The sequence below is a fragment of the Lysobacterales bacterium genome (genome assembly GCA_014946745.1).
Lineage (GTDB): Bacteria > Pseudomonadota > Gammaproteobacteria > Xanthomonadales > Xanthomonadaceae > Aquimonas.
Genome location: JADCRD010000001.1, coordinates 1,927,604 through 1,951,491 on the forward strand (window position 1 = coordinate 1,927,604; position 23,888 = coordinate 1,951,491).

At 67.2% G+C, this 23,888-nt stretch carries 16 protein-coding genes and 1 pseudogene; 5 read left to right on the top strand and 12 right to left on the bottom strand.

Going from position 1 to position 23,888, the window contains the following annotated elements; translation table 11 throughout:
- The first annotated feature begins 224 nt into the window (after nt 1-224).
- Nucleotides 225-2,267 (top strand): LodA/GoxA family CTQ-dependent oxidase, encoded by a 2,043-nt coding sequence (locus H4O13_07440; protein ID MBE5315220.1) that lies wholly within the window; start codon nt 225-227, stop codon nt 2,265-2,267.
- A 4-nt stretch (nt 2,268-2,271) separates the two neighbouring features.
- Entirely contained in the window at nt 2,272-3,381 is a 1,110-nt protein-coding gene (locus tag H4O13_07445) for a tryptophan 7-halogenase (protein ID MBE5315221.1), read from the top strand.
- A gap of 110 nt (nt 3,382-3,491) precedes the next feature.
- On the opposite strand, the gene H4O13_07450 is transcribed toward H4O13_07445, so the two are convergent.
- Nucleotides 3,492-4,526, bottom strand: a complete 1,035-nt coding sequence (locus H4O13_07450; GenBank protein ID MBE5315222.1) for a hypothetical protein — start codon at nt 4,524-4,526, stop codon at nt 3,492-3,494.
- Nucleotides 4,527-4,682: 156 nt separating this feature from the next.
- On the bottom strand, nt 4,683-5,375 hold the full coding sequence (locus H4O13_07455; protein MBE5315223.1) for a hypothetical protein: 693 nt from the start codon (nt 5,373-5,375) through the stop codon (nt 4,683-4,685).
- A 435-nt stretch (nt 5,376-5,810) separates the two neighbouring features.
- Here H4O13_07455 and H4O13_07460 point away from each other — a divergent pair, with 435 nt between their 5' ends.
- The gene (locus H4O13_07460; protein ID MBE5315224.1) at nt 5,811-7,409 is read left to right on the top strand and encodes an SDR family oxidoreductase; all 1,599 of its coding nucleotides are present in this window, start codon (nt 5,811-5,813) and stop codon (nt 7,407-7,409) included.
- A gap of 88 nt (nt 7,410-7,497) precedes the next feature.
- On the opposite strand, the gene H4O13_07465 is transcribed toward H4O13_07460, so the two are convergent.
- Nucleotides 7,498-7,683 carry a hypothetical protein gene (locus tag H4O13_07465; protein MBE5315225.1) on the bottom strand — a complete coding sequence of 62 codons (186 nt, stop codon included), beginning with the start codon at nt 7,681-7,683 and terminating at the stop codon, nt 7,498-7,500.
- 978 nt (nt 7,684-8,661) lie between these two features.
- On the opposite strand from H4O13_07465, the gene H4O13_07470 reads away from it, so the two are divergent.
- Nucleotides 8,662-9,579: a serine protease gene (locus tag H4O13_07470; protein ID MBE5315226.1), complete on the top strand. Its 918-nt coding sequence runs from the start codon at nt 8,662-8,664 to the stop codon at nt 9,577-9,579.
- A gap of 533 nt (nt 9,580-10,112) precedes the next feature.
- On the opposite strand, the gene H4O13_07475 is transcribed toward H4O13_07470, so the two are convergent.
- From H4O13_07475 to H4O13_07510, 8 genes and pseudogenes are all read right to left on the bottom strand, one after another.
- Nucleotides 10,113-10,991, bottom strand: a complete 879-nt coding sequence (locus H4O13_07475) for a PhzF family phenazine biosynthesis isomerase (protein MBE5315227.1) — start codon at nt 10,989-10,991, stop codon at nt 10,113-10,115.
- A gap of 172 nt (nt 10,992-11,163) precedes the next feature.
- Entirely contained in the window at nt 11,164-12,657 is a 1,494-nt protein-coding gene (locus H4O13_07480) for a beta-lactamase family protein (GenBank protein MBE5315228.1), read from the bottom strand.
- Between the two features lie 298 nt (nt 12,658-12,955).
- A complete protein-coding gene (locus H4O13_07485) occupies nt 12,956-14,890 on the bottom strand; it encodes an arachidonate 15-lipoxygenase (protein MBE5315229.1) in 1,935 nt (644 codons plus the stop codon).
- Between the two features lie 496 nt (nt 14,891-15,386).
- Nucleotides 15,387-17,144: a hypothetical protein gene (locus H4O13_07490; protein ID MBE5315230.1), complete on the bottom strand. Its 1,758-nt coding sequence runs from the start codon at nt 17,142-17,144 to the stop codon at nt 15,387-15,389.
- Nucleotides 17,145-17,375: 231 nt separating this feature from the next.
- The gene (locus H4O13_07495; protein ID MBE5315231.1) at nt 17,376-17,744 is read right to left on the bottom strand and encodes an HNH nuclease family protein; all 369 of its coding nucleotides are present in this window, start codon (nt 17,742-17,744) and stop codon (nt 17,376-17,378) included.
- A gap of 830 nt (nt 17,745-18,574) precedes the next feature.
- Nucleotides 18,575-18,826, bottom strand: coding sequence for a hypothetical protein (locus H4O13_07500; protein MBE5315232.1), 252 nt, complete (start codon nt 18,824-18,826; stop codon nt 18,575-18,577).
- Nucleotides 18,827-18,829: 3 nt separating this feature from the next.
- The gene (locus H4O13_07505; GenBank protein ID MBE5315233.1) at nt 18,830-19,060 is read right to left on the bottom strand and encodes a transposase; all 231 of its coding nucleotides are present in this window, start codon (nt 19,058-19,060) and stop codon (nt 18,830-18,832) included.
- A 161-nt stretch (nt 19,061-19,221) separates the two neighbouring features.
- Nucleotides 19,222-19,395, bottom strand: a pseudogene (locus tag H4O13_07510) (hypothetical protein).
- 102 nt (nt 19,396-19,497) lie between these two features.
- Between H4O13_07510 and H4O13_07515 the strand changes: the two are divergent.
- A complete protein-coding gene (locus tag H4O13_07515; protein ID MBE5315234.1) occupies nt 19,498-21,687 on the top strand; it encodes a hypothetical protein in 2,190 nt (729 codons plus the stop codon).
- Between the two features lie 344 nt (nt 21,688-22,031).
- On the opposite strand, the gene H4O13_07520 is transcribed toward H4O13_07515, so the two are convergent.
- Nucleotides 22,032-23,648, bottom strand: coding sequence for a choice-of-anchor D domain-containing protein (locus H4O13_07520; GenBank protein ID MBE5315235.1), 1,617 nt, complete (start codon nt 23,646-23,648; stop codon nt 22,032-22,034).
- Nucleotides 23,649-23,888: the final 240 nt, after the last annotated feature.

Consider the following 23,888-nt stretch of genomic DNA (forward strand, 5'->3'; position numbering starts at 1 on the left):
CCAGTCCGGCCAGGGATGGCCGGAACCACGAAACAAGCGCGTATCCGGCCAGGGAGGGCCGGAACCACGAAGCAAGCGCGTAAGCGATTGGTTTGTCGTGAGGCGGTACGGACCTGCGCCGGACCGCCGACTTGAAAAGCTCCCCGGAAGGGAGTTTTTCAACCAGCTGCTAGACGCTGCTCCGATCCGCTGCATCCCCGGCCACTGCATCCGCGAGGTTCTCCATGTCCGAATCCACGCCCTGCCTGCGCATCCATCCGGCCATCGGATTCTCGCGCGTGGGCAACAGCCCCGAGTTCTATCTGGCCCCCGAAACCGCAGCGGCGATGCCCATCGAGGGCAAGCGCTACACCGGCGGTATTCCCATCAATGCGCAGACCGGAGAGCCCATCCGCAGCTCGGAGCTGCGCGACGGTGATGGCCGTCTGGTGCGCACCGCGCAGCGCTTCCGCATCTTCGCCTACCCGTTCAACAACGGCAGCAGCGAAGCCGCCCGCTACCCGGCGCCGGCGCCGCGCGAGCTGTGCATCGGCGATGCGTTCGCCGGCAGCGTGGTGGTGGACATCGTCTGGCAGGTCCATCTCGCCAACAAGAAGGCGAACCACTACGTGCTTGAGAACCCCGATGTGGGCGACCGCGATCTGCTGATCCGCGGCTACGAGGACGGCGCACGTCCGCCCCTGCGGAACTTGGCGCGAGGCATCAATCCGGACTCGATCGATCGCCTGCGAACCCTGGTCGTTGATCCGGGCCCGCGCGCGCTCGCCGCCGCAAGGGGAAAGAGCATCGCCTTCGATCGCGACACGCCGGCAGGCTGGTATGACCCGGCCTGCAAGGAGATTCGCGAGATCGCGAGCTATCCGAAGTCGTTCCCAACGGATCACTTCCAGCTCTACGAGCCCTGGGGCGTGATCGACACCCTGGGCGAGCTGCATACCGATGCCAAGGGTCGACTGATTGTCGCCGGTGGCTATGGGCGCACCAGTGCGATCCTGCAGCCCGATGGCGCGCTGCCGCCGCTCGAGGGCGCGGTCGACAATGACGACTGGTTCGACGATTGCTCGGATGGCCCGGTGCATGCGTGGGTGCAGCTCGCGGATGGCCGCTGCCTCGACGTGCACTCGGCCTGGGTCAACGTCACCGACCCCGCCTTCGCGCCGCAGACGCAGAATGCGGTTTCCCTGTGGGATGACATCTACGACAGCTGGGTGCGCAGCCTCGATCTCGAACCCGCCCTGTACCGCGATGGCCGCTTCCAGCGGGACTATCGCCCGAGCTTTCCCGACCAGATCCAGCCCTTCTTCGTCGCGGCTTCCGTGCAGCGCTGGAACACCAACCTGCCGAAGTTCGCGATCGCAGCCCACGACGCGGTCGGGCGCATCCGCGCGAGCGATGACCCGGCTGACACCGTGCTGGCAGGGCTGGCCTTCATTCGCAATCCGAACCTCGATCAGCAGAACTACCAGGGGGCGCCGTTCATGCCCCTGTCCTTGGGCGACAACGGCAAATCCTTCCTGTCGCCGTCGCTGACCCAGTACTTCCTCCTGCAGCAGTGGGACGGCAAGCGCTATCAGCCCGAGCCACGGCCGCTGGGCGCCGGCGAGCGTCTGGATCGCGATGTGCTCATCAACTGCCTCGGCGGACGCTTCAGCCCCGGCATCGACATGACCTTCATCGTTCGGCAGCCCGAGTTCTATCGCGAGGACTGGCGCAGTGGCTGCGGACCGTTCCGGGTGCGCGCGGCGCGCCTGGACTATGCAAAGGTCGATCCGACGCGCCCCGTGCTGTCGAGCGGCTGGATCCCCTTCAGCCAGGACGCGGTCGAGCCCGGCGATGGCAGCAAGTTCATGTCGATTCCCTGGCACACCGACTACAACAGCTGCGGCACCCATGAAACCGCGCCGAACCCGGCAGACAACACACAGCCGGCGCAGACCACGCTCTACTGGTCGTGGCCGGCACAGCGGCCGGTGGCGGTGTACACCGCCGACGATGCCAAGGGCGGCCGCCTCGATCGACAGCGCTATTCGGTGCGCGGCCCCGGCACGGGCTCGCCGGATCCTGCCAGTCAGGGCCGCTTCCAGCAGTACATCGACTTCGTGCATCACTGGCCGAAAGTGGGAACCGTACTGCAGGCCACGCAGATCGACGACGTCGAGGGCAAGTTTCAGGACGACTGGTATCTGGAGGTGCAGAGCCTGCTGGGCGACGAGAACTCCGAGCTGGAGCCGTGGCCGATCAACGGGCTGACGCCCAGCCCGAACTGAAGCGATGCAGCGGATCGCGATCATCGGTGCTGGCCCTGCGGGCTGCGCCACGGCCTTGGCGCTGGCGGCGCAGAGCGGGCACGAGGTCCACCTCTTCGAGGCGGGCAGCCACGCGCGCGCGCGCATCGGCGAGAGTCTGTCGCCAGATGCCGCCCCGCTGCTGCAGCAGCTGGGTGTGTTCGAAGACTTTCTGCGTCAGGGGCACGCGCCCTGCCCCGGCAGCGCCGCCGCCTGGCAAGAGGCTGCGCTGGGCCACTTCGATTACCTGAGCTGCCCGCACGGCCCGGGCTGGCATCTGGATCGGGCGGGCTTCGAACGCTGGCTCGCGCTACAGGCGATCCAACGCGGCGGCAGACTGCATCGCCAGCATCGCCTGCAGGCGGCGCAGGCCGCGCCCGGCGGCGGCTACCGCCTCGGCTTCCGCACGCCGGAGGGCGAGCGCAGCCACCACGTCGACTGGGTCGTGGATGCCGCTGGGCTTGCCGCGCCGTTCGCCACTCGAATCGGCGTTGAGCGGCACATGCTGGATGAGCTGCTCTGTCTGCATGTTCGCTTCGAGTCCGCGCCTGCGGCGTTCCCAGCGCAAAGCCTGATTGAAGCCACGGCCTACGGCTGGTGGTATGCCGCCCGCCTGCCCGGGGACAGGCTCATCGTGATGCTGGCGACCGATCTCGGCGTGATGCGGGCGCTGCAGCTGGACCAACCGAATCGCTGGCTGCAGGCCCTGCGCTGCACCCGCGAGCTCGGTCCACGGCTGCAGTCCGCTTCGCCGTGCCTACCGCTTCAGCTGAGTCTGGCCGCGACCTCACGACTCGAAGCCTGCACCGGCCCTGGCTGGCTGGCTGCAGGGGATGCGGCCTTCAGCCTGGATCCGATCTGCGCGCGCGGCCTGCACCGAGCACTGCAGCAGGGTTGTCAGGCAGCGTCCGCCTTGGCCGATGGCTGCAGCGAGGCTGCGATGACTCGCTACGCGCAGCTGCTGCAGCGAGAGTTCTCCCTTCAGCTCGGCCTGCAGCACGCGCTGTACGCACAGCAGCAGCGCTGGCCGAAGTCCGAGTTCTGGCAGCGGCGACGGGCGCAAGTAGCGCTGCCCACAACGCAGGCAGCGGCCTGAGCGCAGGCCCGCGATGTGCTGCCCGGTTTACCTGCCTGGGGCGCGCACGGGCAGGCACCTTTCGGCTTCGATGCCGCACCGGGCCGATCCCGCGGCCTACCCGAAACCCGTCAGTGCCGGTCGCCCCGCGAGTTGATTCCGCGCCGCGCGTCTCCGCCCTCGTCGCCTCGCGGCACGTGGTCGTTGATTTTCTGCAGCTTGCCCAGCCCGCTGGGCGAACTCTCGGCATGAGCCTCCGACTCCGCTGAATCACCGTAGCCCTTGCCCTCGGCCTGGGTCGACTCCGCCATCGCCGAGCCCAGCGTGGACGCCTCGGAGTCGGCCTCCTCGCTGCCTTCGGCGAACAGGATTCCGACCACGCCCGGACGCGACAGCGCCAGTTCGGACATCGGCTGCTTGAGGTGCGGTGCCAACAGGCGCGTCCAGGCGCGGTCCATCTGCGCATACTCGTCGGCACACAGTTCGGCGCGCTCGACGGGCAGCTCCCACGAGGCCGTCAGCTCTTCGGCGGCTTCCGGATCACTGCCGTAGGCCCAGCACAGAAGATTGAAGTAGCGCTGTTCGTTCAGCGCATGCACGCCGGCGAAATCGGCGGCGCCCACCTCGCCGCTCTCCGTGTAGTAGGTCGCCGCATAGCCCAGCACGGCATCGGCATCGCCCGCGCTGATCAGCATCCAGGCGGACAGCTGATCGACCACGTCTTCCTCGCGGCCGGTGATGGGCAAGTCCAGCACATGCACCAGGGCGTGCCCGACCTCGTGCAGCAAGGTGCCCATCCAGGCCCCGGTCAGCGCATCGGACTCGATCGACGCATCCTCGAACTGCCCATCGAGCACGCCGGCCATGTCCTCCATCAGCTCCAGGCACATCTGGATCTCGACCGCCTCGGGATCGTAGTAGGCGTTCGACTCACCGCACTCGATCAGGCGCACCGATACCGGGCGCGGCAGCCGCAGCTGCGCATTGAGCGCGGCCACCGCGTCCTCCAGCAGCCCCATGCGACGCAGGCGCGCCGCCTCGGCGGCCAGCACGCGCGACTCCACCTGCGGGGCCTGCACCTGAAACCCCTCAGCGCGCGCGTCCGAGGTCCACAGCGAAGCGGACGCCAGCAGCGCCGCGGCCAGAGCGATGTTGGGTAAACGCATACAGCAGTGCCCCCTGAAGCGCGACCGGCGCGCACGGGCGCAGAGTATGGCGCATCCCACGGCTAGCGCTGCGCGGCGCCTGGGCGAAGCGCGATGCACCGTACGCCGCAGCGCGCGCAGCCTCTCGCCGCCGCAGCAGGGCCGGCGTCGCGGCGGCTAGCGGCCAGGCCCTTGCGGCGCGTCCGGCGGCGCCTGCGGTGACGCGCTTGACGACGAGGCGTCCGTCCCCGCCGGTGGTGGTGCCGGCGATTCGATTCGCGATGCCGCCGCAGCATCGACCGCGGGCGGCGCGGGGCATTCGTCGATCTGTTCGTGATCGACGCCGGCGCGACTGATCCAGCACTCGCGCAGGAAGGAGCAGTAGCAGATCCGCACCTCCAGTCGATCGTCTCCCGGCAGCGCCCGCCGCAGGCGATCATCCCAGTCCACAGCGAACAGCCGCGAAGACTCGTTGGCGGCGAGCACCGTGTCCTGCAGATCGTTGGCGCTGATGCGATCCCAGCTGTAGCCGTGGTTCTTGCCGACCAGCACATCCAGCGCCTCGATCCATCCGGCAACGCGCTGCCCATCAACCAGGATGGCCACGTCGCGCACCAGCGCCGGCCCGAGGCCCTTGTTGCGCGCGGTGAATTCGTAGCCCTTGGCCGAGAAACCGGGCCGCGCGCTGACGTGCGGCCAGACCATGGCGCGCTCCTGATTGCGCTGCATGCTGACCTGCATCAGCGACGACAGCATCGCGAGACCGCTGATCAGCAGCGCACCGATGGCAATCCAGAACTCAGGGTCGCGCTTGCGCGCAGGCGTCTGCGCGGGTTCTGGGGTGGACTCAGGCGTCGGATCAGTCGTCATGTCGTGCTCGTGGACGGAAGGTCCATCCAGCGCGAGCGGGACAGACGCGAGACCCCCAGAAGGCAGTCGCGGGCGCAACTCTAGCAGCCTGTCGGACTCTGGTTGGCCGGGCTGCAAATCGGTCTGCGCGGTCCATTTTTCCGCTGATTCTTGGCCGATAGCCCACTCGGCCTGCAGATCGTCAAAACACTGTCCTCGCGCAGTCGGACCTTCGCCTCGACCCCCGAAGCTCGACAGGCTGCCAGCGCGCGAGCGCTGCCTTCGCAAGGCGCGCCGCCTAAGCCTGCGGCGAGCGCGGCGCGCACCAGGCCGGCACGCAACTGCGTGCATGGGCAACGAAGCTTTCCGCGAGAACCGCCGCCGAGCCCGCTATCCTGTCGCCCCGTTTTCGCGCCGCGCCCGCCCCGGCCTGCCGACACTCCCCCCGGATACGTCTTGAACACCCCTGCCCCGCCTGCGCCCGACGACCTTTCCCTTTCCGAACGCCTGCGCGTCGCGCTGGACCTGCTGGAGCAGATCGATGCTGATCGCAGCCTCCTCGACGCCCTGCCCGACGAAGAGCGCGCGCGCCTGCATCGGGTGGTCGCCAAGGTCAGCGACCCCGAACCGAAAGCACGTCGCAAGAAGCTCAAGCAGGAGGCCAAGCAGCGCCACCAGGACAAGCTGCGGCAGGCGGATGCCCTGCTCGACCAGACCGGCATCCGCGTGCTGCGACGCAAGCCGGTGTTCAGTACGCCGAACTACTTTCCGCCGCATGCCGCCGGCCTGCACGACGCCCGCAATGGCGAGGGCGAGCCCGCAACGGCGGAACCGCTGCACTCGCCGGAGCTGCGTCACTGCTACGTGTGCAAGCAGAAGTTCACCCAGCTGCACCACTTCTACGATCAGATGTGCCCGACCTGTGCGGCGCTGAACTACTTCAAGCGCACCGAAACCGCCGACCTGAGCGGACGCGTGGCCCTGCTGACCGGCGGCCGGGTCAAGATCGGCTACCAGGCCGGCCTGAAGCTGCTGCGCGCCGGCGCCGAACTGATCGTCACCACGCGCTTCCCGCGCGACTCGGCCTCGCGCTACGCCGCAGAACCCGACTTCGCCGACTGGGGCCATCGCCTGGAGATCTTCGGCCTCGATCTGCGTCACACGCCCAGCGTCGAGGCCTTCTGCAGCCAGCTGCTGGCCACCCGCACGCGGCTCGACTTCATCATCAACAACGCCTGCCAGACCGTGCGCCGCCCGCCGCAGTTCTATGCGCACATGATGGCCGGCGAAACCGCGGCCCTGCAGACCTTGCCCGACACGGTGCGCAAACTGATCGGCAGCTACGAGGGCCTGCGCAGCGTCGACCTGCTGCCGGGTGCATCCCAGGCAAGGCTGCCGGCCACACAGGGCCAGAGCGTCATCGGCGCCGACGGCCTGACCCGCGCCGCCGAGCTGTCGCAGGTGCCCCTGCTGGCCGACGAACTGCTGGGCCAGCAGCACCTGTTTCCCGAAGGCCGGCTGGACCAGGACCTGCAGCAGGTGGACCTGCGCGGGCGCAATTCATGGCGCCTGCTGATGGACGAAGTGCCCTCGGTCGAACTGCTGGAAACCCAGCTGGTCAACGCCATCGCGCCCTTCATCATCAATGCGCGCCTGAAGCCGCTGATGCTGCGCACACCGCCCGGCAGCGAACACACGCACGACAAGCACATCGTCAACGTGTCGGCGATGGAAGGGCAGTTCTACCGCAACTTCAAGACCACCCGGCACCCGCACACCAACATGGCCAAGGCCGCGCTGAACATGATGACGCGCACCTCGGCCGCCGATTACCACAACAGCGGCATCCACATGAACAGCGTCGACACCGGCTGGGTGACCGACGAAGACCCGGCCGAGATCGCGGCGAAGAAAGTACGGGAAGAGCGCTTCCACCCGCCGCTCGACATCGTCGACGGCGCCGCCCGCATCGTCGATCCGATCATCCACGGCTTCAACACCGGCGAGCACGTGTGGGGGCAGTTTCTGAAGGACTACGCGCCGACGGATTGGTGAGGGCCGCGCGGACGCGCTTCGCCTGTGTTGGTGCGATACGGGCGAGGCCTATGCGCCCGATCGGTCCGGCGAAACCCGGGCCAGGGCGTCACTCGCCTTTGTGGGCACGAAGCGCAGCGCGACCGACGCCGAGTACGCGTGCGACCGGTGACCGCACGGACTCGCCCTTCTCGTCGCGCAAAACCTCGATTTCGCGGCGCTTGAAAGTGTGCGCGATGCACAGCTCTTCGCCGTGGTGGTCGAGCTGGACACCGGCCTCGATGAAATCGCGCACGTCTTCGAGCGTCGACTTTCTGGCGGAGCTGCCCGCCGAGTCGCCCCATGATCCAGAATCCGCGTAGCCGACTCAGCTTGACGTTCGGCCTGTGTGTGCTGCCTCCATGAGGTGATCACTGCAGCGGCAACACCGAACCCTGGTCCAGATGCCATGCGCTGCGGAGTGGCTTGCGCGCAGCGCCTGAAGCAGTCGCCGGCATGGGATCAGCGGCGGGCTCCATCGACCTGTGACGCTCCGAAGCGCGTGGGCCATCCAGCGCGGGCTGGACTGGAGAAGCGCCGACCCGTCCGAGCCGGCAGGCATCACTCTCGCGCGAGTCGCCGTATGTCGCCGCTCTGCCGCCAGGCCGAGTGGCCAGCGAAGGATCGAGAGCGCCCTCGCGAATCACGGGCATGAAGGTTTTCTGCTGAACTCACAGACGCCCGGCCCACAGCGGAACAGCGCGCCCGGAAATCGCCCGAACACTTGGGGCAAGACTGATCAAGTCCCTCCTGGCCTTGATCCGTGGTCGCGAGTCCGGCACCTGTCCGGACTCGTTCGGCCGCTACCCGGCGACGCCTTCGCTTCGCTCGGTCACGCTGGATCAAGCATCGCGTGCTCAATCCGCGGGCGCGCCCCCCATGGCGCGCGGCAACGCTGAATTCTTCAGCGTTGCCTTAGCGTTGGCGCGCTGTCGCAGCCTCGCGAATCGCGGTGCTCTACCGGCGCAGGCGTCGCACAGACTATCGGCGCCGGCCCGAATGCTCAGGCGCTTATGACATCGGTTGACAGACGGAAAAACTGGCCTCAGTCTTGCCACCGGCTCGCCTGAACTGTGCTGCCGCAGAACTCTTGCCACGCCGCATCATTACGTCAATTTTCACACGCGCAGTTTCGCGCGAGCCTGTCCGCGAGGCACCACTCTGACTGATGACCCTCACTCGCCCGCAACGCGCGGCGAGCCGGGATCGACCACCCCACGCTGGAGGAAGAGACATGCGCAAGGCTTCGTTGAGGAAAACACGCGCGCTCAGCGCGCTTGCCGCCACCTGTGCGATCGCCGTCGGATCTTCACTGCTGCCCGTCACGGCGCACGCAGCGTCACCGCAGGCCGAAAAGAACTGGATGCGCGAATACGTCAAGCTGCGCGTCGCCGAGCGCACGATGGAGGCGATGCCCGACCTGCGCGAGGCCGACATCGAGAAGATGATGGGCCCGATGATTGTCGGCGGCACGCTGGCCACGGCGGCAGACAACCCGTTCCAGGTGGCGTTGCTGCAGAGGAACATTGCGAACACGGCCAACGCGCAGTTCTGTGGCGGCACGCTCTACAAGGCGAACTACGTGATCACCGCTGCACACTGCAGCGATTTCGTCACCGCGGGACAAGTCCAGGTGCTCACCGGCACGCGCAGGCTTGACGGCAGCGGCGTGCGCCGCAACGTGACGCGCATCGTGATCCACCCCAGCTACAACGCCAGCACCTACGACTACGACGTCGCGGTCTGGCAGCTCTCCACATCCGCCACCGGCGCTCCGCTCGCCACGCTGGCGACCGCAGACCCCGCGCAAGGCACGGCTCTGCTGGCCACCGGCTGGGGGGCAACGTCCGAGGGCGGCGGCTCACCGATCGACCTGCGCAAGGTGACCGTGCCGCTGGCAAGCCGCACGAACTGCAACGACTCCAACTCGTACAGCGGCCAGATCACCAGCCGGATGCTCTGTGCGGGGCGCGATAGCGGCGGCATCGACACCTGCCAAGGTGACTCGGGCGGCCCGCTCGCCCGCGGCTCTGTGCTGACAGGCATCACGAGCTGGGGCGACGGCTGCGCGCGCCCGAATTTCTTCGGCGTCTACACGCGCATCTCGAACGCTTCGGTCCGCAGCTTCATCACCGGCATTGCCGGCCCCTGAGCCTCGCGTCGTCCGGCTGAAGGCAGTTCTCCCGCTGGCTGCGCTTAGCTGCGCTGGCAGCGGGACGACCTCCGACGCGACTCGCGATCCGAACCCGACATGCGCTGACCTTGGGTCGGCGCATGTCGGCACACTGCGAGCGAAGCGCTCGGCGGGGTACCGCCTGGACGCACTGAGAGCATGTGAAAAAACCATCCGCCTACTGCGGCCGCCTCTGGACGTCCGTAGCGGCAGCGCGCTCCGCGAATTCCGCGGTCACTAGCTCGCCAAACTCCCTTGAATTCACGTCGCGCGCTTTGCCACGAACGCCCAGAGACGCCCTCGCTACGGCGTCTGGGTTTTTTCACACGCTCTGAGAGCGAAGCTTCCCTCACGTGTCAGATGCGCACTGCGTGTGCACCGCGTCGCTGCACTCAGCACAGCGCGAGGGCCCGAGCAGACGCGTTTGCGTCAGCGCTCTGTATCGGCAGCTGGCCTGTGTGTCCGGTGTCGTGGCGACCCAGGCAAGAGCAGGCCGCACCCCCGCCCTGCAGCTAGTCCATCGCCACACCTCGCCCGCGCACCACGATCCCACCGGCAGCAGGCGCCTCGACCTCGATGAGGCTGGGGCGGCCCATGTCGTGGCCTTGATGGATCTGCAGCGTGAAGGGCGCGGCCAACAGACCGGCATCGCGCAGCCAGCCCGCCAGCGCAGCCGCGGATGCACCCGTGGCCGGGTCTTCGACGATGCCTCCGACCGGGAATGGGTTGCGTGCATGGAAGCAGCTCGCATGCTCGCGCCAGACCAGCTGCAGGGTGGTCAGCGTGTGCTTCAGCATCAGGGCCTTGAGCGCCTCGAAGGGATAGCTCAGCGCCGCCAGACGCGCCCGCTCGCGCACCGCCAGCACAAGATGAAACGCACCGGCATAGGCCACGGTCGCCGGCAGCTCGGGGTCCAGCTCGTCGTGCTGCCAGCCGAGCAGTGCAAGCACCTCATCGAGCAGACCCGGCGGCAGCGGCCGCTGGGCGGTGGCGACCGATATCAAGCTGGCGACCGGTGCACTGCCGTCTCCGTCAGGGGCACGCGCGATGTCCAGGGCGATCTCGCCAACGCGCGTGTCGAGCCACAGCCGCCCGCATTCGCCCTGCTGGCCCAGCAGCACGCCCGCCGCAATGGTGGCGTGCCCGCAGAACGGCACCTCGGCCAGCGGGCTGTAGTAGCGGGCCTGCCGGCGCGGCCCCTTGCTTGGGGCTATGAACACGGTCTCCGAGTAGCCCACCTCGGCCGCAATGGACTGCATGGCGGCAGGCGAAGGCAGCGCCTCGTCGATCCACACGCCCGCCGGGTTGCCGCCGCCGGGTGTGGTGGTGAAGGCCGCAAGGCGCGAGAGGCGTGGGTCCTGCAGAGCGCGCGGGGGGTTGCTGTCTGTCATGGGCTGAGTCCGGGGTGTGGGTGCAAGACAAGCTCGGGGCGCGCCGCCCGCCGCGCAAGCGCCGCTCAGCGGCTACCGGCGGTAGGCCGCGGAATGCGCTGAGAATCTCGCATCGTCTGCCGGGCAACCTCAGCCTGCGCACGCAGGTGGCAGGTGCGGATGGCGCCGACGATCAGCGCCCAGCTGTCGCGTCGATCGTCGCCAACTCAAGCGTCGCGCTGCTGCCGAATATGGCCGACCAGCGACCAGGTGCGCTGGCGCGCAGGTCGTACAGCCCGTGCGGGGTGGCAAGCCCGGCGCGCGCGAGCCCGCCGTCAGCCTCCATCGCGATGATGCGCAGGCGCTGATCGGGCCACTGGTAGGCGCTCTGGAAGTGCGCGCGAAGCGGGTCCGCCGCCGTGATCTCTCCCACGCAGCGACCCTCCTCCACACCGAAACTGACCTCGACCTCGAAGGTCTCGCCTTTCAAACTCGCCGCCATCCGTCCACTGGCGGGACAGGCGTTGGCGACGAGGCCCGGCGGCGGCGCACGGAAAGGCGCGGCCAGCACCCGCGCGGTCAACTCGATGGAAGAAACCCAGGACGCGTTGGAGACCACGCTGACCGCCACGTCCTCGCCGGGCCAGAGGACCAGCGCGCTGCGTGCCCCCTCGGTGACCCCCGCGTGGTGGGCGATCCGCGCGCCATCGGAATCGACACCGACCCGCCAGCCGAGGCCGAGCGCGTAGTCGCGCTCGCGCACCGGCGTACCGTCGGCCAGAAGCGTGGGCTGCAGCATCGCCTGCCAGGTCTCGGCGCTGACGATGCGATGCGCCATCAGCCGACCGCCAAAACGCACAAGCACCTCAGGCGTCGCGGCAAAGCCGCCGCCGCCCCAGGTGTAGCTCATGTCGGTTCGCGGTATCTGGCGCGCGGCGCCGTTCTCGATGTCGTAGAGCAGCGACTCCCGCGACGGCCCAAGGCTGCCGTCGGCGTCGATCGCCAGACCCGGAGTGACCTGCTCGCGCACATAGTCGAGGACATGCTGGCCCGAGCGCGCCTCGATGACGGCGCCCAGCAAGGTGTAGCCCCAGGACGAATAGTGGTAGGTGGTGCCCGGCTTCGACAGCAGGGCGCGGTCGGAGAAGTAGCCGACGGCATCGCGACCCGTCGGAAAGTGGGTATCGCCGAGGGCTTCGAAATCTTCATCGATGTAGTGAGGCGCACCGGAGATATGCGCCGCCAGCTGCCGCGGCGTCGGTGCCTGCCACGCCGACGCCAGCCAGTCCAGCGTCTCGCCCACGGGAGCATCGAGATCCAGCCGGCCTTGCTCGGCCAGCTTCGCCGCCGCGGTGGCGGCGATCAGCTTCGACACGCTGGCCAGGCGAAACACCGTATCCCGCCGCACCGGCGTCTGCGCCTCAAGGTCGCTATACCCAGCGCAGCCGGTCCACAGCACCTCATCGCCCTGCCCGACCGCCGCGCCCATGCCCGGTACGCCGTTCGTCTCCAACAGGGCCTGCAGCAGGCGCTGCGAGCTGAGGCTGGCGGCAGCCGTGGCCGACTCGGGCTTCGCATCGATGCAGGTGTCGGCGGCCGCTGCGGTCGCCGAGCAAGCCATCAGCGCGATGCGCCCAAACCCCAGCGCTGCGGCGCGGGCGCGCCGGACATCCGTGTCGCGGGACATCGTCACTCTCCAAACACTCCGAGCAGGTGGCCTTGCTACGCCGCTCGATCGCGCTTCCGTCGCTGTGCAGACGGCACAGAGCGAAGGGCATCCACGATGCACTCCCGCGAGCCTCGCTATCGCCGCATGCCAAAGCCATGGACCTGGAACTCCGCGGTCGCTGCCCCGGGCGATAGGCCGCACGGGCTTCGCCACCCCCTGAGCTTGAAGAACTCGGGGCTTTCGCCGCCTTCTTATCGCAACGACCTGCGGCACTCGCCGCCGCGCGATGCCCCACGGTCCCGGACGCCGTTCCTGCTCAGATGTTGATGCTGTTGGGAATGCCGTTCGGCAGCAGGAATGGATAGGGCGGCCGCTCGGCGTTGCGCGCTTCGATCGTCGCCTGCACTTCGCGCAGCGACTGCTGGAACCGATCGAGCGGCCCGCCGCCCTTGACGATGGCGTGGTCCTCGAACCAGGGCAGATAGGGGAAGTGGTTGCTACGGTAATCGCCCAGCGCGCGGAAGTGCACGGAGCCCAGCAGGTAGAGCACGTTCAGTTGCTCCAGCGCGAGGTTCGTCGGCGGAAACATCGCCAGCCACTGCTGCTCGTCCTGCCCCTGCTGTGCTGCCGGCGCGTCCTGCCAGCCGGCACCGGTGATCGCGGGGGCATAGGTCATGAAGGGCTTCTGCGGAAAGTTCACCGCCGAATGCTGCGCCGTGGCGGTGAACACCACCATGGTCAGCACCTCGATCAGCTGCGCGCGCGTTCCGATCGGCGTGAACCCCTTGATCTTGCCGTCGGCGATCAGCGATGCCGCCCAGTCGGCGAGTTCGCTATCGCCGGTCACGGCCGCGTCGTCGGCGTAGTACACGCCGACGTAGTCGTGAATCCAGGCTTTGATCGCAGCCCACACCAGCAGCGCATCGTCGCGGTACGGGTACTCCGGCAGCCGCGCCGGGTCGTCGACGCCGCGCGCCGCAAGGTCGGCTGGCAGCATGTTTGCGTAGAAGTCGAAACCCAGCCGGTCGCTGCCTGCGGCCTGCTGCGAACGCGCGATCGGCGCGCCGAAGAAATCGTCGATCGGGCTGCCGGGCGAGATCAGCGACTTCCCTGCAGCGTTGTTGATGAACAGCGTGCCGATGCAGTGCGGCACCAGCAGGATGTTGATCGGGTGCGTTTCGGCCAGACAGCGATGGGTCGCTACCGCGAAGGCCTCCAGCACGAGATGCGTGCGCGCCAGATGCACGAACAGCTCGTGGTAGTTGCACTCCGCCACCTGCACCACGGTCTTCGCCATCTGCCAGCCCCAGCCGAGCGCGCTGCCCTGCGCCGCCGGGAAGAACAGCGGATGCTTCGTCGGATCCTGACCGCACTGGATCGCCACCGGCACGAGGCGCGTGCCGCCCTTCGGGATCGCGAACAGCGCGATCGGCGCGAACACGCGCTTGGTCGCGCCAGCGGTTTCGCCCGGCACGGCAGCAAGAAAGTCGAGCTCACGGTAATCCAGCAGGTACACGCGGTATTCGGCCAGCGCTGCGGCCAAGCTGTCGTCCGCACCCATCACCGCGCGGTACTGCGCATCGCTCAGCGGCAATGTCGGCGGCAGCGCATCAACGCCACGGATCAGCATCGGGTTCGGGCCGGCGATGCGATACCGCGCAAAGCTCGCATCGTCCATGAAATCCCCGGCGATCGCCGGCAGCGGCAGGGTCTTGAACAGGGCCTCGTAGTCGGCCAGCGTGTTGCCCTGCGTCGCGCTCTGCTCGAACTCCGCGACCAGCGCCTTGAAGTCGGCCAGCAGCTCCTCGAAAGAGTCACCGTGCTGCAGCGCCACGTGCTTCGCGGCGGACGCCAGCTCATGCAGGAGATCCGTCTGCGCCGCGTCCGGATGGGCGGCCTTCAGGCTCTGCGTGGTCGCCAGCCGCGCGCGCACCTCGGCGAGCTTGCGCACGGCCGACGCATCCTCGATCAGGCCTTTGCCCCTGTCGCCCTCCAGCTTCACTACCAGAAAGTTCTCTGCGAGCTTCAACCCGGTTTCTGCCACCAGCAACAACCACGGCAGGCTGGGCTCGTCCACCGTGGGCACCTCCGCCGCCATTGGCACACCGACTACGTTCGGCACGGCATCGTTCCAACGGTAGGTCTGACGGCTCTCCTGCAACTGCCTCTGCCGCTGGCGACGGCCTGCGGGGGAATCGTTCTGCGGCAGCGAGGGGTGCAGGCGAGGGAACAGGCGGGCGGTGATGGACATTTGCTTTCCTTATCCTGAGAGCAAATCAATTCGATGGGATGCGCATGCAAGCAGCCGCAGTTCGCGCGGCGATGATCTTGGCACCCCGTGCGCAGAAAGGACTGCCACTCGCGGGAATGTTCCAAGAGATCGAACAGTGAGGCCAGATGCCTTTCCTGCGCCCCTTCCAGCCGCTCCGCGGGGCAGCAAGGCGCCTCAACACCGCAGCCGCGGGGAACGTGTACGCCGGGCGCTTGAGCGGTGCATCTCCAACGCGGCAGCACCGATGACGAGCGTCAGCCCGCGTAGCTGCAGCGCTTCACGGAAGCGCGCCCCGCACGACACCGCCGACAAGCGCCGGCACTGCCAATCGCCACGCGACTTGCACAGCGACCGCCACCAGCCCCAGATCGAATGCCCCACCCCGCGCGCCGCCCGCAGCTGTGCTTTGGCTGCGTGCTCACGGTCAAGGGTCGACCGGATCTGGCACCCGCGTCGTCGGCCCCGTGTCGTCGCTCTACTCGAAGCCGTTGGCGAACACAGCGCCGGTGGGCGGCGTCGCGCCGAACTCGACCGCGCCGATGTCGCAGCTTGCATCGGCGCGGGCGAAGTGGCGTTGGTCGGTCGCGGTGCAGAAGGACTCGCGGCCCGCGTTGATCGCGATGCTGAAGGCGCCGGGCAGTCGCGTTGGCGTGGGGCCGCCGTTGTTGGCCAGCGGCCCGAGCGCGATCTGCGCGGTGCTCGCGTTGACCTGGTTCTGCGCATTGATGATCGCGGTGGTCAAGCGGCAGGTGGCGCCTGTGGCCTCGATATTGTTGTAGGCGACCGCCAGCTGCCTTCCCGCGTTCGGGAACGCGCAGGAGCCGCGCAAGAGCGTGTTCGCGATCGCCAGCGAATTTGCTGGTGTCTCGTCGAGGATCCGCAGCGCCGTGGCGGACTGCCCGACCATGCCGAACTGACTCGCGACCAGGGTGCTGCCATAAAGCTGCAGGGCACCCGATACCAGCGAAATCGCACCGCCGCGGAAGGCGTCGTTGCCCGAGAACGTCGACCTCTGGATGGCGAGAGTGCCGCTCTGGAAGCCCTGAAAGCCGATCGCGCCGCCGCCTGGATCAGCGCTATCGGTGCTGGTCACGCGATTGGACTCGAAGGTGGAGCGCTCGACCTGCATGTCCCGCACGCCCCACAGCGCGCCGCCGCCCTTCGAGGCGGCGTTGTCGACCCACAGGCTGTCGACGATCCGGGTATCTGCCGTGCTGCGCAGGCCGCCGCCGCGCACACCGGTGTTGGACGAAAACGTCGAACGCAGCACCTCGGCCGAACCGACGCTGTCGAAGTTGACCGCACCGGCCGCGTCCGTGACGTTGCCGGTCGCGACGTTGGCGTCGAAGTCACTGTCTTCGATCTGCACTCGCATCGATGACGCGCTCGCAAGGATCGCGCCACCGCCCTCACCGCCGCTGCGGTTGCCAGTGAAGCGACTGCGGCGTATCGCCACTTCGCCGCCGAAATTGTTGGGGAACCCGGTGAAATGGATGGCGCCGCCGCCATCCTTGGCCTCGTTGTCGATGAAGTCGCAGTCCTCGATCAGCACGAAGGGTCGGTTCTGGAAGAAGCTCCACGCATCCAGTGCGCCGCCGCGGGCACCGTCGAGCTCCATCGCCGTGTTGCTCTCGAACCGGACCCGGCGCATGACGAGCCGGAACTCGGTGATCGACGGTGCACCCGGCCCGAAGAAGTTGATGGCGCCGCCTTCGAAGGTGGCGTCGTTACCAACGAAGGCCGCGTCCTCGATGGTGACCAAGGAGGTCGAGTACAGGCCGCCACCTTCAGACGCGCGGCCGCCCTGGAGGGTGAGGCCTCGCAGCACCAGGCGCTTGTCATCGTCCATGATCGTATGCAGGACACGGTCTGGCGCGGTCTGCGCCACGGTCGTGGTGGCAGCGCCGGTGCCGACGATTTCCAGGTCGTCTAGCACATCGAGATCGCCGGTAGCGTTGACGTTGTCCCCGCCGCCCGGAATGGACAGCTGCAGGGGCAGGCCCGGGGTTGCCGGCAGCAGAATCCGATCCGGGCCGGCGAGGCTGTTCGCCAGCGACACGGCCTCGCGCAGCGAGCAGTCTCCCGGCGTGCAACCGTTCGGCGGCGGGTCGCCGAGGACGTCGACCGTGATGTCGATGGCCCCGGCTGCAGACGTGGCCAGGAGCAGCACCGCGCCGAGCGCGCGAACAGCCCTGCGAGGGCCGGCGGGCGGAGACGATCGTGATTTCGACATGGGCGCGGTCCGAAGCGGCGGGGCGTGTACCCCTCCACACGGGAGAACCGGCCGCGAGGGATCACGCGCGAGCGGCGAACCCGAAGACGGGCTTCGCTGCGCTCCTCCCTAAAGCTCAGCAACGCTCCGCTGCCGTTGCCCGAACCCGTGCTGCGGGCGTGCATGAGTTCATCGCAGGCGCGGGCATGGCCTATCGCCGCGGCTACACGCGCGAGTCGCGCTGCAGAACGCTCAGGGCGTGTTCTTGGACTTGAGCAGATCACGCAGCCCGGCAAAGGGATTGGATTTGGCGGGCTCGATCCTGTCGTCCAGACCCATGCTGTTGCCCAGCTCGATCTGCCGCTGGTGCTCGTTGTCGTGGCAGTACAGGCAGAGCAGCTCCCAGTTCGACCCGTCGGGCGGGTTGTCCTGGTGGTTGTGGTTGCGGTGGTGCACGGTCAGCTCGCGCAGATTGCTGTGGGTGAACTCGCGCGCGCAGCGGCCGCAGACCCAGGGATACATCTTCAGCGCCCGCTCGCGATAGCCCAGGTTCCGCTCTCGCGCGCTGCGGTGCGCGGCGGCGACGATGGCATCGAGCTTGGCGGAATCGATCGGCTTCATGGGCAGCTCCTGGCGCGCAGCGCTTCGTGGAACACTACCGCGCGGGATATCCCCTGTACGACAACGGGTTCGAGCCGGCGAACTGAACGCGAAAAGATTCCGGATTCGAACTCGAAGCCACCCACGCGCTCATCGAGACCTCTGCGGAAGCTTGGCCACCATAGGGTGGGTCTTGACCCACCGGAACAAAACCCGAAATCAAGAAGCCGCATTCAAATTCGAAGCCATGCAAGCCCCCATCTAGACCGCTCTCGCGCTTCGCGCGTTCGCCTCGATGGCTGCTGCCGCGCAGGCTCCTAACCTGACAAATCTGACAGGTTGAACGACCGTGACGCGGATCGCACTCTGCGGACGCGCCGCAGGTGTCCCGGCCGCGCGACGCCATTGCTGCGGAGGCGACTGCAGACGACACGTTCGCGACGGCTACCGTCATCGCCGCCGGCGATGGCCCGGACGTCGCGCCTTGTGGTCGTCGGCATCCCACCCCTGGCCGGCGCACTGCAATTCCGTCGGTCTGTTGCGCCGTCGCCGGGACGATGCCCGGCCCTGTCCAGCGCGTGGCCTGCGCGTCACTTGGGGATGTTCCATGTCGAGCTCGTCTGATCCGTCCGCACCCTCGCCCGCTACGCCCTCGCCCGCTTCAGGCTGCGCCACGCCCATCCGCCTGCCGCCAGTGCTGCCGCCAGAGCCCTGCTGCTGCGGCGACGACCCCATTCAGGGCCTCAAGCAGCTGTTCGTCGACTACTTCCAGGGCCGCGGCATGGCCGCTGGCCGCGATCCCGCCACGTGCCCGGTGTTTCTGCGCCTGCACTGCGCGGCGCACGGTCGCTTCATCGTTGACGCGGATCTGCCCGAGTCTTTGCAGGACGGTGTGTTCGCGCCGGCACGCGAGTACCCGGTGTGGGTGCGCCGTCGTCCGTCATGCGGGCGCGGATGGGGTTCAGGTCGATGTAGCGGCTGCAGCGCAGAAGATAGTGTTCGCTATCCACCAGGCAGGCCTTGTACCGACCTTCCCACAGCGTTCCGGTGCGCGCGTGGCGCGCGTTGAACTGCCCGACATAGCGCCGGCCGAGCTGTTGCATCAGTCAACCTGTGGCACCCACTTCGGGCGGCGTTGCCAACGGGTGGACGTGGTTGTCCATCAGTACATAGGCGTGCAGCTTGCAGCCCGTGGCGAGCAGCGCCTCCCGCAACAGTTGGCGATAGCAGGCGCGATCCGTGTCGTCGAGGAAGCAGGGAAGGCGATTGTTTCCACGCTGCACGATGTGCTGCGGAATGCCTGGCAGGTCGAGTCGAGGTTGGCGGGCTGTGCGCACAGCATCAAGTGCCGCCGTGGCGTGGCTGCCTGTGCAGAACGCTGGCGATGGCGTAGGAGTTCGGCGCGCGGGGCTGTCGGAAGTGAACCTGACCCTGTTCCCGTGCTGACCCTGTTCCCGACCGCGGTCAGCTGCTCGTCGGCGTTGTACTCGAGGTTCCACTCGGCGCCGCCGGGGAGCGTGGTGCGGGTCCGGTTGTCGGCGCCGTCGTAGCGGTGCTCGGTGATGCGGCCTTCGAGCTCGATGTGTTTGACCAGGCGGCACCGGGCTTCGTTGTGAGGTGGAAAGTAGGCAAGACGCTTCAGGGGCTGGTCGGTTGGTAGACGTCGACCTATGCTATGCGAGGCCCAAGGGCACCTACTGGGTCATTTGATGGGGTTTCAGTTTTTTGTGGATCCTCATTGGTCGAAGCTGCTCATTGTCTCGAGGGATTTCGCATGCGACGTTTGCTGAGCTGTTTGTTCTGCGCTCTATTGATTGCCCCCGCATACGCAGGCTGGGGCGGGGCCCCGTCGCACACTCCTCCGTGGGTGGACAAGGCGGAAGCGGGCGGTGTGGTCTACTTTCTGTACCAGTTTCCTTTCAAGCTTGAGCGGTACGAGTTGTCGAGTCGCAGCTGGCTGCCGACCATCGAGTTCGATGCAGCGCCGCGCGACATTGCGATGCTGCCTCAGGGCTTTGTCGTCGCATTCGGTAGCAAGGTCAGCCGTTTCGCTTTGGACGGAAGCGGCGAGCAGCTGATTCCAAATGCATGGACCAACTCGAGCGACATCGTCGCTGACGACGGCTTCCTGTTTGTGTTCAAGGATCGCCAGATCCAGTCCATCAGGCTGTCTGACGGCGTGCAGGTGGACGTGTACACCTCCTTCGGCGGGTACGACACGCCTTCGGAGGTAGTTTCCTCGCCGGAGGCAAACCTGTTTTTCGGCTGGGACGTCGGGTTGAGTCCTTCGGACATCCTACGCATCGGCTATGACCCGAACACCGGGATGATCGACGACGGTGCGCTGAGCAGCCCTTACCACGGCGATTTTCCGCGCGGGGGGCGTCTGTTCGCGCGCGCGGACGGTCAGGTTCTCCTTGATCGAGCGGGTGTGGCCTACAGGGGAACCGACCTCAGCTATCGCGGTGGCTTGGGTGGGTATGTTCGTGATGCCGTTTTTGGAAGCCAGCACGTTCTGCTCGCGCGCGATGACGACGCAGTGCTTCTTGACCCCAGCTTCCGCGAGCTAGGCGTTGCCAACAGCCTCGAACCGGTGCATGGAGTGGCGCTGTCGGGCAACACTGTCTACCTGTTCGGCGGCGGGGACGGTCGCTCCGTGCAAGTTCTCGCCGTCCCGTCATTCAGGGCGCCGGTCGCAGTAGCGCCGGCCTCTCCGCACAGTCGCTACGAGCCCACCAAGGTCGAAATGAGCGACTCCGGTCGTCTTTTCATGTTCGATCGGCTGCGATCGACGGTGCACCGGTTCGATCTGGCGGCCGGCCGGTATTTGCCTTCCGTGGGTTTGTTGCCAACGACTGACTTCGTCTCCCTGGACGCTCTCGGCGAGCGACTGTACGTGGCCCAGACGGGAGGGCGGATCTCGCTGGTCCCGCGCGATTCGGCCAGCGAGAACTTCCTCGCTCACTCGCCGCCGGATTTGATCAACCTCGCCGCGATGGACGGGCTGGTGATGGCGGCCGACATGACCGGCGCCTGGGAAAGCCATCGCGTGTTCAATGGTGTCTCCGGCGTGGAGACCGACTGGGTCGACTGGAACTACGGGGCTTCACAGTTCACATGGGATCGAGCCTCCCGCCGCGTGTACTTCTTCCGCGACGGCACTTCGCCCAACGACCTGCACTTCGAACAGGTTTCGGTTGCCGGGCGTATCGTGGCGGACGGTGAATCGCCTTATCACGGCGAGGTCGGCACACGCTATCCCATCAGGCTGCCCCCGTCGGGCAGCTATGTGCTGCTGGGTTCCGGGGAAATTTACGATGCCAGCGGGCTGGGCCGGCTTGGCCAGCTCAACGAAACCCTGACCGACGCAGCGTGGATTGGCTCGACGCTGTACACGCTCAAGCCCTCGGCCGCATCAGGCCGCAGCGAACTGACCCGATGGTCATCGTTCACGCCCGCCAGCCGGGCCACGATCCCCGGGCTGCCAATTGCGTTGTTCTCCTGGCAGGGTCAGATCGTCGCGACTACGCGAGTCGATGGTTTCGTGCGTGTATTCCGCTACCCAGCATCACTCACCGGGCTGAACTTCTCGACTACGCTCTTTGCATCGCAGGTCAGCGCCGCCGCAGGTGCCCCGCTGAGCTGGCGTGGCGACGTGACCAACGAGGGCATGGGTTCCGCCACCGCTACGGTCACGTTGACGTTTAGCAACGCGCCGGCGGGGCTGTCGGTGAATTGTGCGGTAGACGGCGTCCCGCTCAGTTGCGCGGCCGGCGCTCCGTTCGCGGTTGCTTTGGAGGCCGGCGCACAGCTGACCGTCGAGGCATTCGGTGCAATGCACGCAATGGAAGCGCCTCTTATCGCCCGGCTAAGCGCCGCGATCCAAGACAATCGCCTTGAAGACAACGAGGCGGAAGTGGGTGTGCTGCTCGACACCGGGATCTTTGAGAACGGCTTCGAATAACTGCAGCGGCGAGCAGGCTATTGGTGTCCACCGGGAGTACCGAAGTCACGCGGTCTCCCGGTGGATGCCCGCGGCCCGCTTGCGAAACGCTGCATCGCTTCGATTCGTCGGCTGGCGGCCCGAACGGTAGCGAGGCGTTGGTCGATCCAGGTCAAAGTGGTCCGCGATCATCGTGCTTGGCGGCGAGACGTTGAATCTCGTGGCTGCCTCCTGCTGACCCGCTCTTGGCTTGACCGTGCCCGCCCTTGTTTCGGTATGGCTGCGCCCCTTCGCCGCACTGCACGGTTGCCGTATCGCGCCGCCACCAGCGCGATAGGGTCAGCCTCGAGAGCCCGGCGGCTTGATCAACGCACCCGACGCAAGCCAAGCGCGCCAACCAGCGCAACCCCCAATACCAAGAGCCAAAGGCCGGTCGGTTCAAGCGTTGGCACCATGACCGCCGCTACGAACCCGCTCCCCGACAGCGCTATCGTGTGCGGGCTGCTGGCAGCATTGCTGACGATGGTGAACGTGCCCGAGAACAGCCCGCGCGAAGCAGGTGCGAAGCGGAGCACGACGGTGCAACTTTCACCCGCGAGGAGCCTTCTCGGCAGTGCGCCGCAGCTACCGCCGGTGATGGAGAACGGCGCCTGGGGTGGAGTGAACTGGCTGATCAACAGATCGCCGCGGCCGGTGTTGCCGATCGTGACCGTAGCCGTGCCCGAGGCGCTCACGTTGACGCTTCCGAAGGAGAGTCCGGCCGTGGACAGGTTGACGACGGGCGGATCGATCTCGCAGGTAACCGCAACCGTGGTGACGTTCGCTCCTGCCAAGTTGCCGCTGCCGTTGGCGACGGTGCAGGTCTGGCTCGGGCTGCCCGGTTGCGTGGCGACCGTGACGGCGTAGGCGCTGCCGTCGGCTAGCGCAGGGGGGAAGGTGAATGCTCCATTGGCGCTGATCGCCAGATCATTGCCGCCGTTGTTGCGCAGCACGAGGCCGCTGCCGGCAAGCCCGGACACCGTGCCGCCCACCGTGTAGGTGTTGGTGGTGCAGGTGATGGCGACATTGGTGACATTGGCGCCGGCCACAGTGCCGCCGCCATTGCTGACGGTGCAGGTCTGGCTGGGGTTTCCGGGCTGGGTGGCGACGGTCACGGCGTAACTGCTGCCGTTGGCGAGCGCCGTGGGGAAGGTGAATGCGCCGTTGGCGGTGATGGCGAGAGTGTCGGCGCCGTTGTTCTGCAGTACCAGGCCGCTGCCCGCGAGGCCGGTGACGGTGCCGCCGATCTGGCGGCGCGGCTCCACGGTCACGACCGAAGAAGCCTGGTCGTTGGCCGCGTTGGGGTCGCTGTTCGAGCCGGAGCTGATTCCCGAGCGCAGGGTCACCGCAGGTCCGACCTCGGTGAACGTCGCGTTGAACGTGATCGAACGCGAGGGAGAGCTGCCCAGGGCGCAGCGGAGCCCGTTCCCGCCGCCGGATTGGATGGTGCAGTCAGGGTCGCTGACGTTTGCCAGGGTGACACCGGGCGGTGTCTCAACCGTGGCGATGACGCCGGCCGTGTCTTCGCCCTGGGCGGTGGTGGTCAGCGTGTAGCCGACGGTGTCACCGACGGTGATCGTGCGGGTGGCCGGATTGAGCCCGGTCGCGAGGTCGGTCGCCGACCTGTTGAATGGGACGGTGACTGAGATGGCGTCGTTCAACGGGTTGGTGTCACCGGCCCGGGAAACGCTGAACCTCACCTCGATCGCGGTCGGAAAGATCGATCCGGGCGCCCGCAGGGTGATCGATCCGAAGTTCCAACTCGCGCCGGGGAAGAGGTTGGAGTTAAGAAGGCAGGAGGCCTCATTGTTGGTCGTGTTTCCGCACAGGGTGATCGCGACATTCGCGTTCGGATTCACCTGGACCGCTTCCGCCCTCACAAGGATCGTATTCGCCGGCATGACCACAGCGCTGTTGTTGTTGATCAGCAGCGTGTAGCTCACTGTCCCGGTATCCCTTGGGACTGACGGGGGACCGAAGTAGGCCTGGAGCCAGACGTCCTGCGCCGAGGCCGGGCCCGCGAACGCCATGGTCATCAAGGTCGCGGCCAACAGGATCGTGGCCAGCAGTGAAGAGCAGCGGTGATTGCTGTGATTGGACCTTGGCACGCGTCTCTCCCCTTGGGCACCGGGCGGTGCCGTCAACCCCTCAGCAATACGTCGGCGACCGTCTGCCGATACGAA

Excerpts from the sequence above, each read along its gene's own strand:
- H4O13_07445 (MBE5315221.1), top strand. The coding sequence starts at position 2,272 with ATGCAGCGGATCGCGATCATCGGTGCTGGCCCTGCGGGCTGCGCCACG.
- H4O13_07440 (MBE5315220.1), top strand. The coding sequence starts at position 225 with ATGTCCGAATCCACGCCCTGCCTGCGCATCCATCCGGCCATCGGATTC.
- H4O13_07495 (MBE5315231.1), bottom strand. The coding sequence starts at position 17,744 with ATGAAGCCGATCGATTCCGCCAAGCTCGATGCCATCGTCGCCGCCGCG.
- H4O13_07485 (MBE5315229.1), bottom strand. The coding sequence starts at position 14,890 with ATGTCCATCACCGCCCGCCTGTTCCCTCGCCTGCACCCCTCGCTGCCG.
- H4O13_07500 (MBE5315232.1), bottom strand. The coding sequence starts at position 18,826 with ATGCAACAGCTCGGCCGGCGCTATGTCGGGCAGTTCAACGCGCGCCAC.
- H4O13_07450 (MBE5315222.1), bottom strand. The coding sequence starts at position 4,526 with ATGCGTTTACCCAACATCGCTCTGGCCGCGGCGCTGCTGGCGTCCGCT.
- H4O13_07455 (MBE5315223.1), bottom strand. The coding sequence starts at position 5,375 with ATGACGACTGATCCGACGCCTGAGTCCACCCCAGAACCCGCGCAGACG.
- H4O13_07470 (MBE5315226.1), top strand. The coding sequence starts at position 8,662 with ATGCGCAAGGCTTCGTTGAGGAAAACACGCGCGCTCAGCGCGCTTGCC.
- H4O13_07480 (MBE5315228.1), bottom strand. The coding sequence starts at position 12,657 with ATGTCCCGCGACACGGATGTCCGGCGCGCCCGCGCCGCAGCGCTGGGG.
- H4O13_07515 (MBE5315234.1), top strand. The coding sequence starts at position 19,498 with ATGCGACGTTTGCTGAGCTGTTTGTTCTGCGCTCTATTGATTGCCCCC.
- H4O13_07475 (MBE5315227.1), bottom strand. The coding sequence starts at position 10,991 with ATGACAGACAGCAACCCCCCGCGCGCTCTGCAGGACCCACGCCTCTCG.
- H4O13_07490 (MBE5315230.1), bottom strand. The coding sequence starts at position 17,144 with ATGTCGAAATCACGATCGTCTCCGCCCGCCGGCCCTCGCAGGGCTGTT.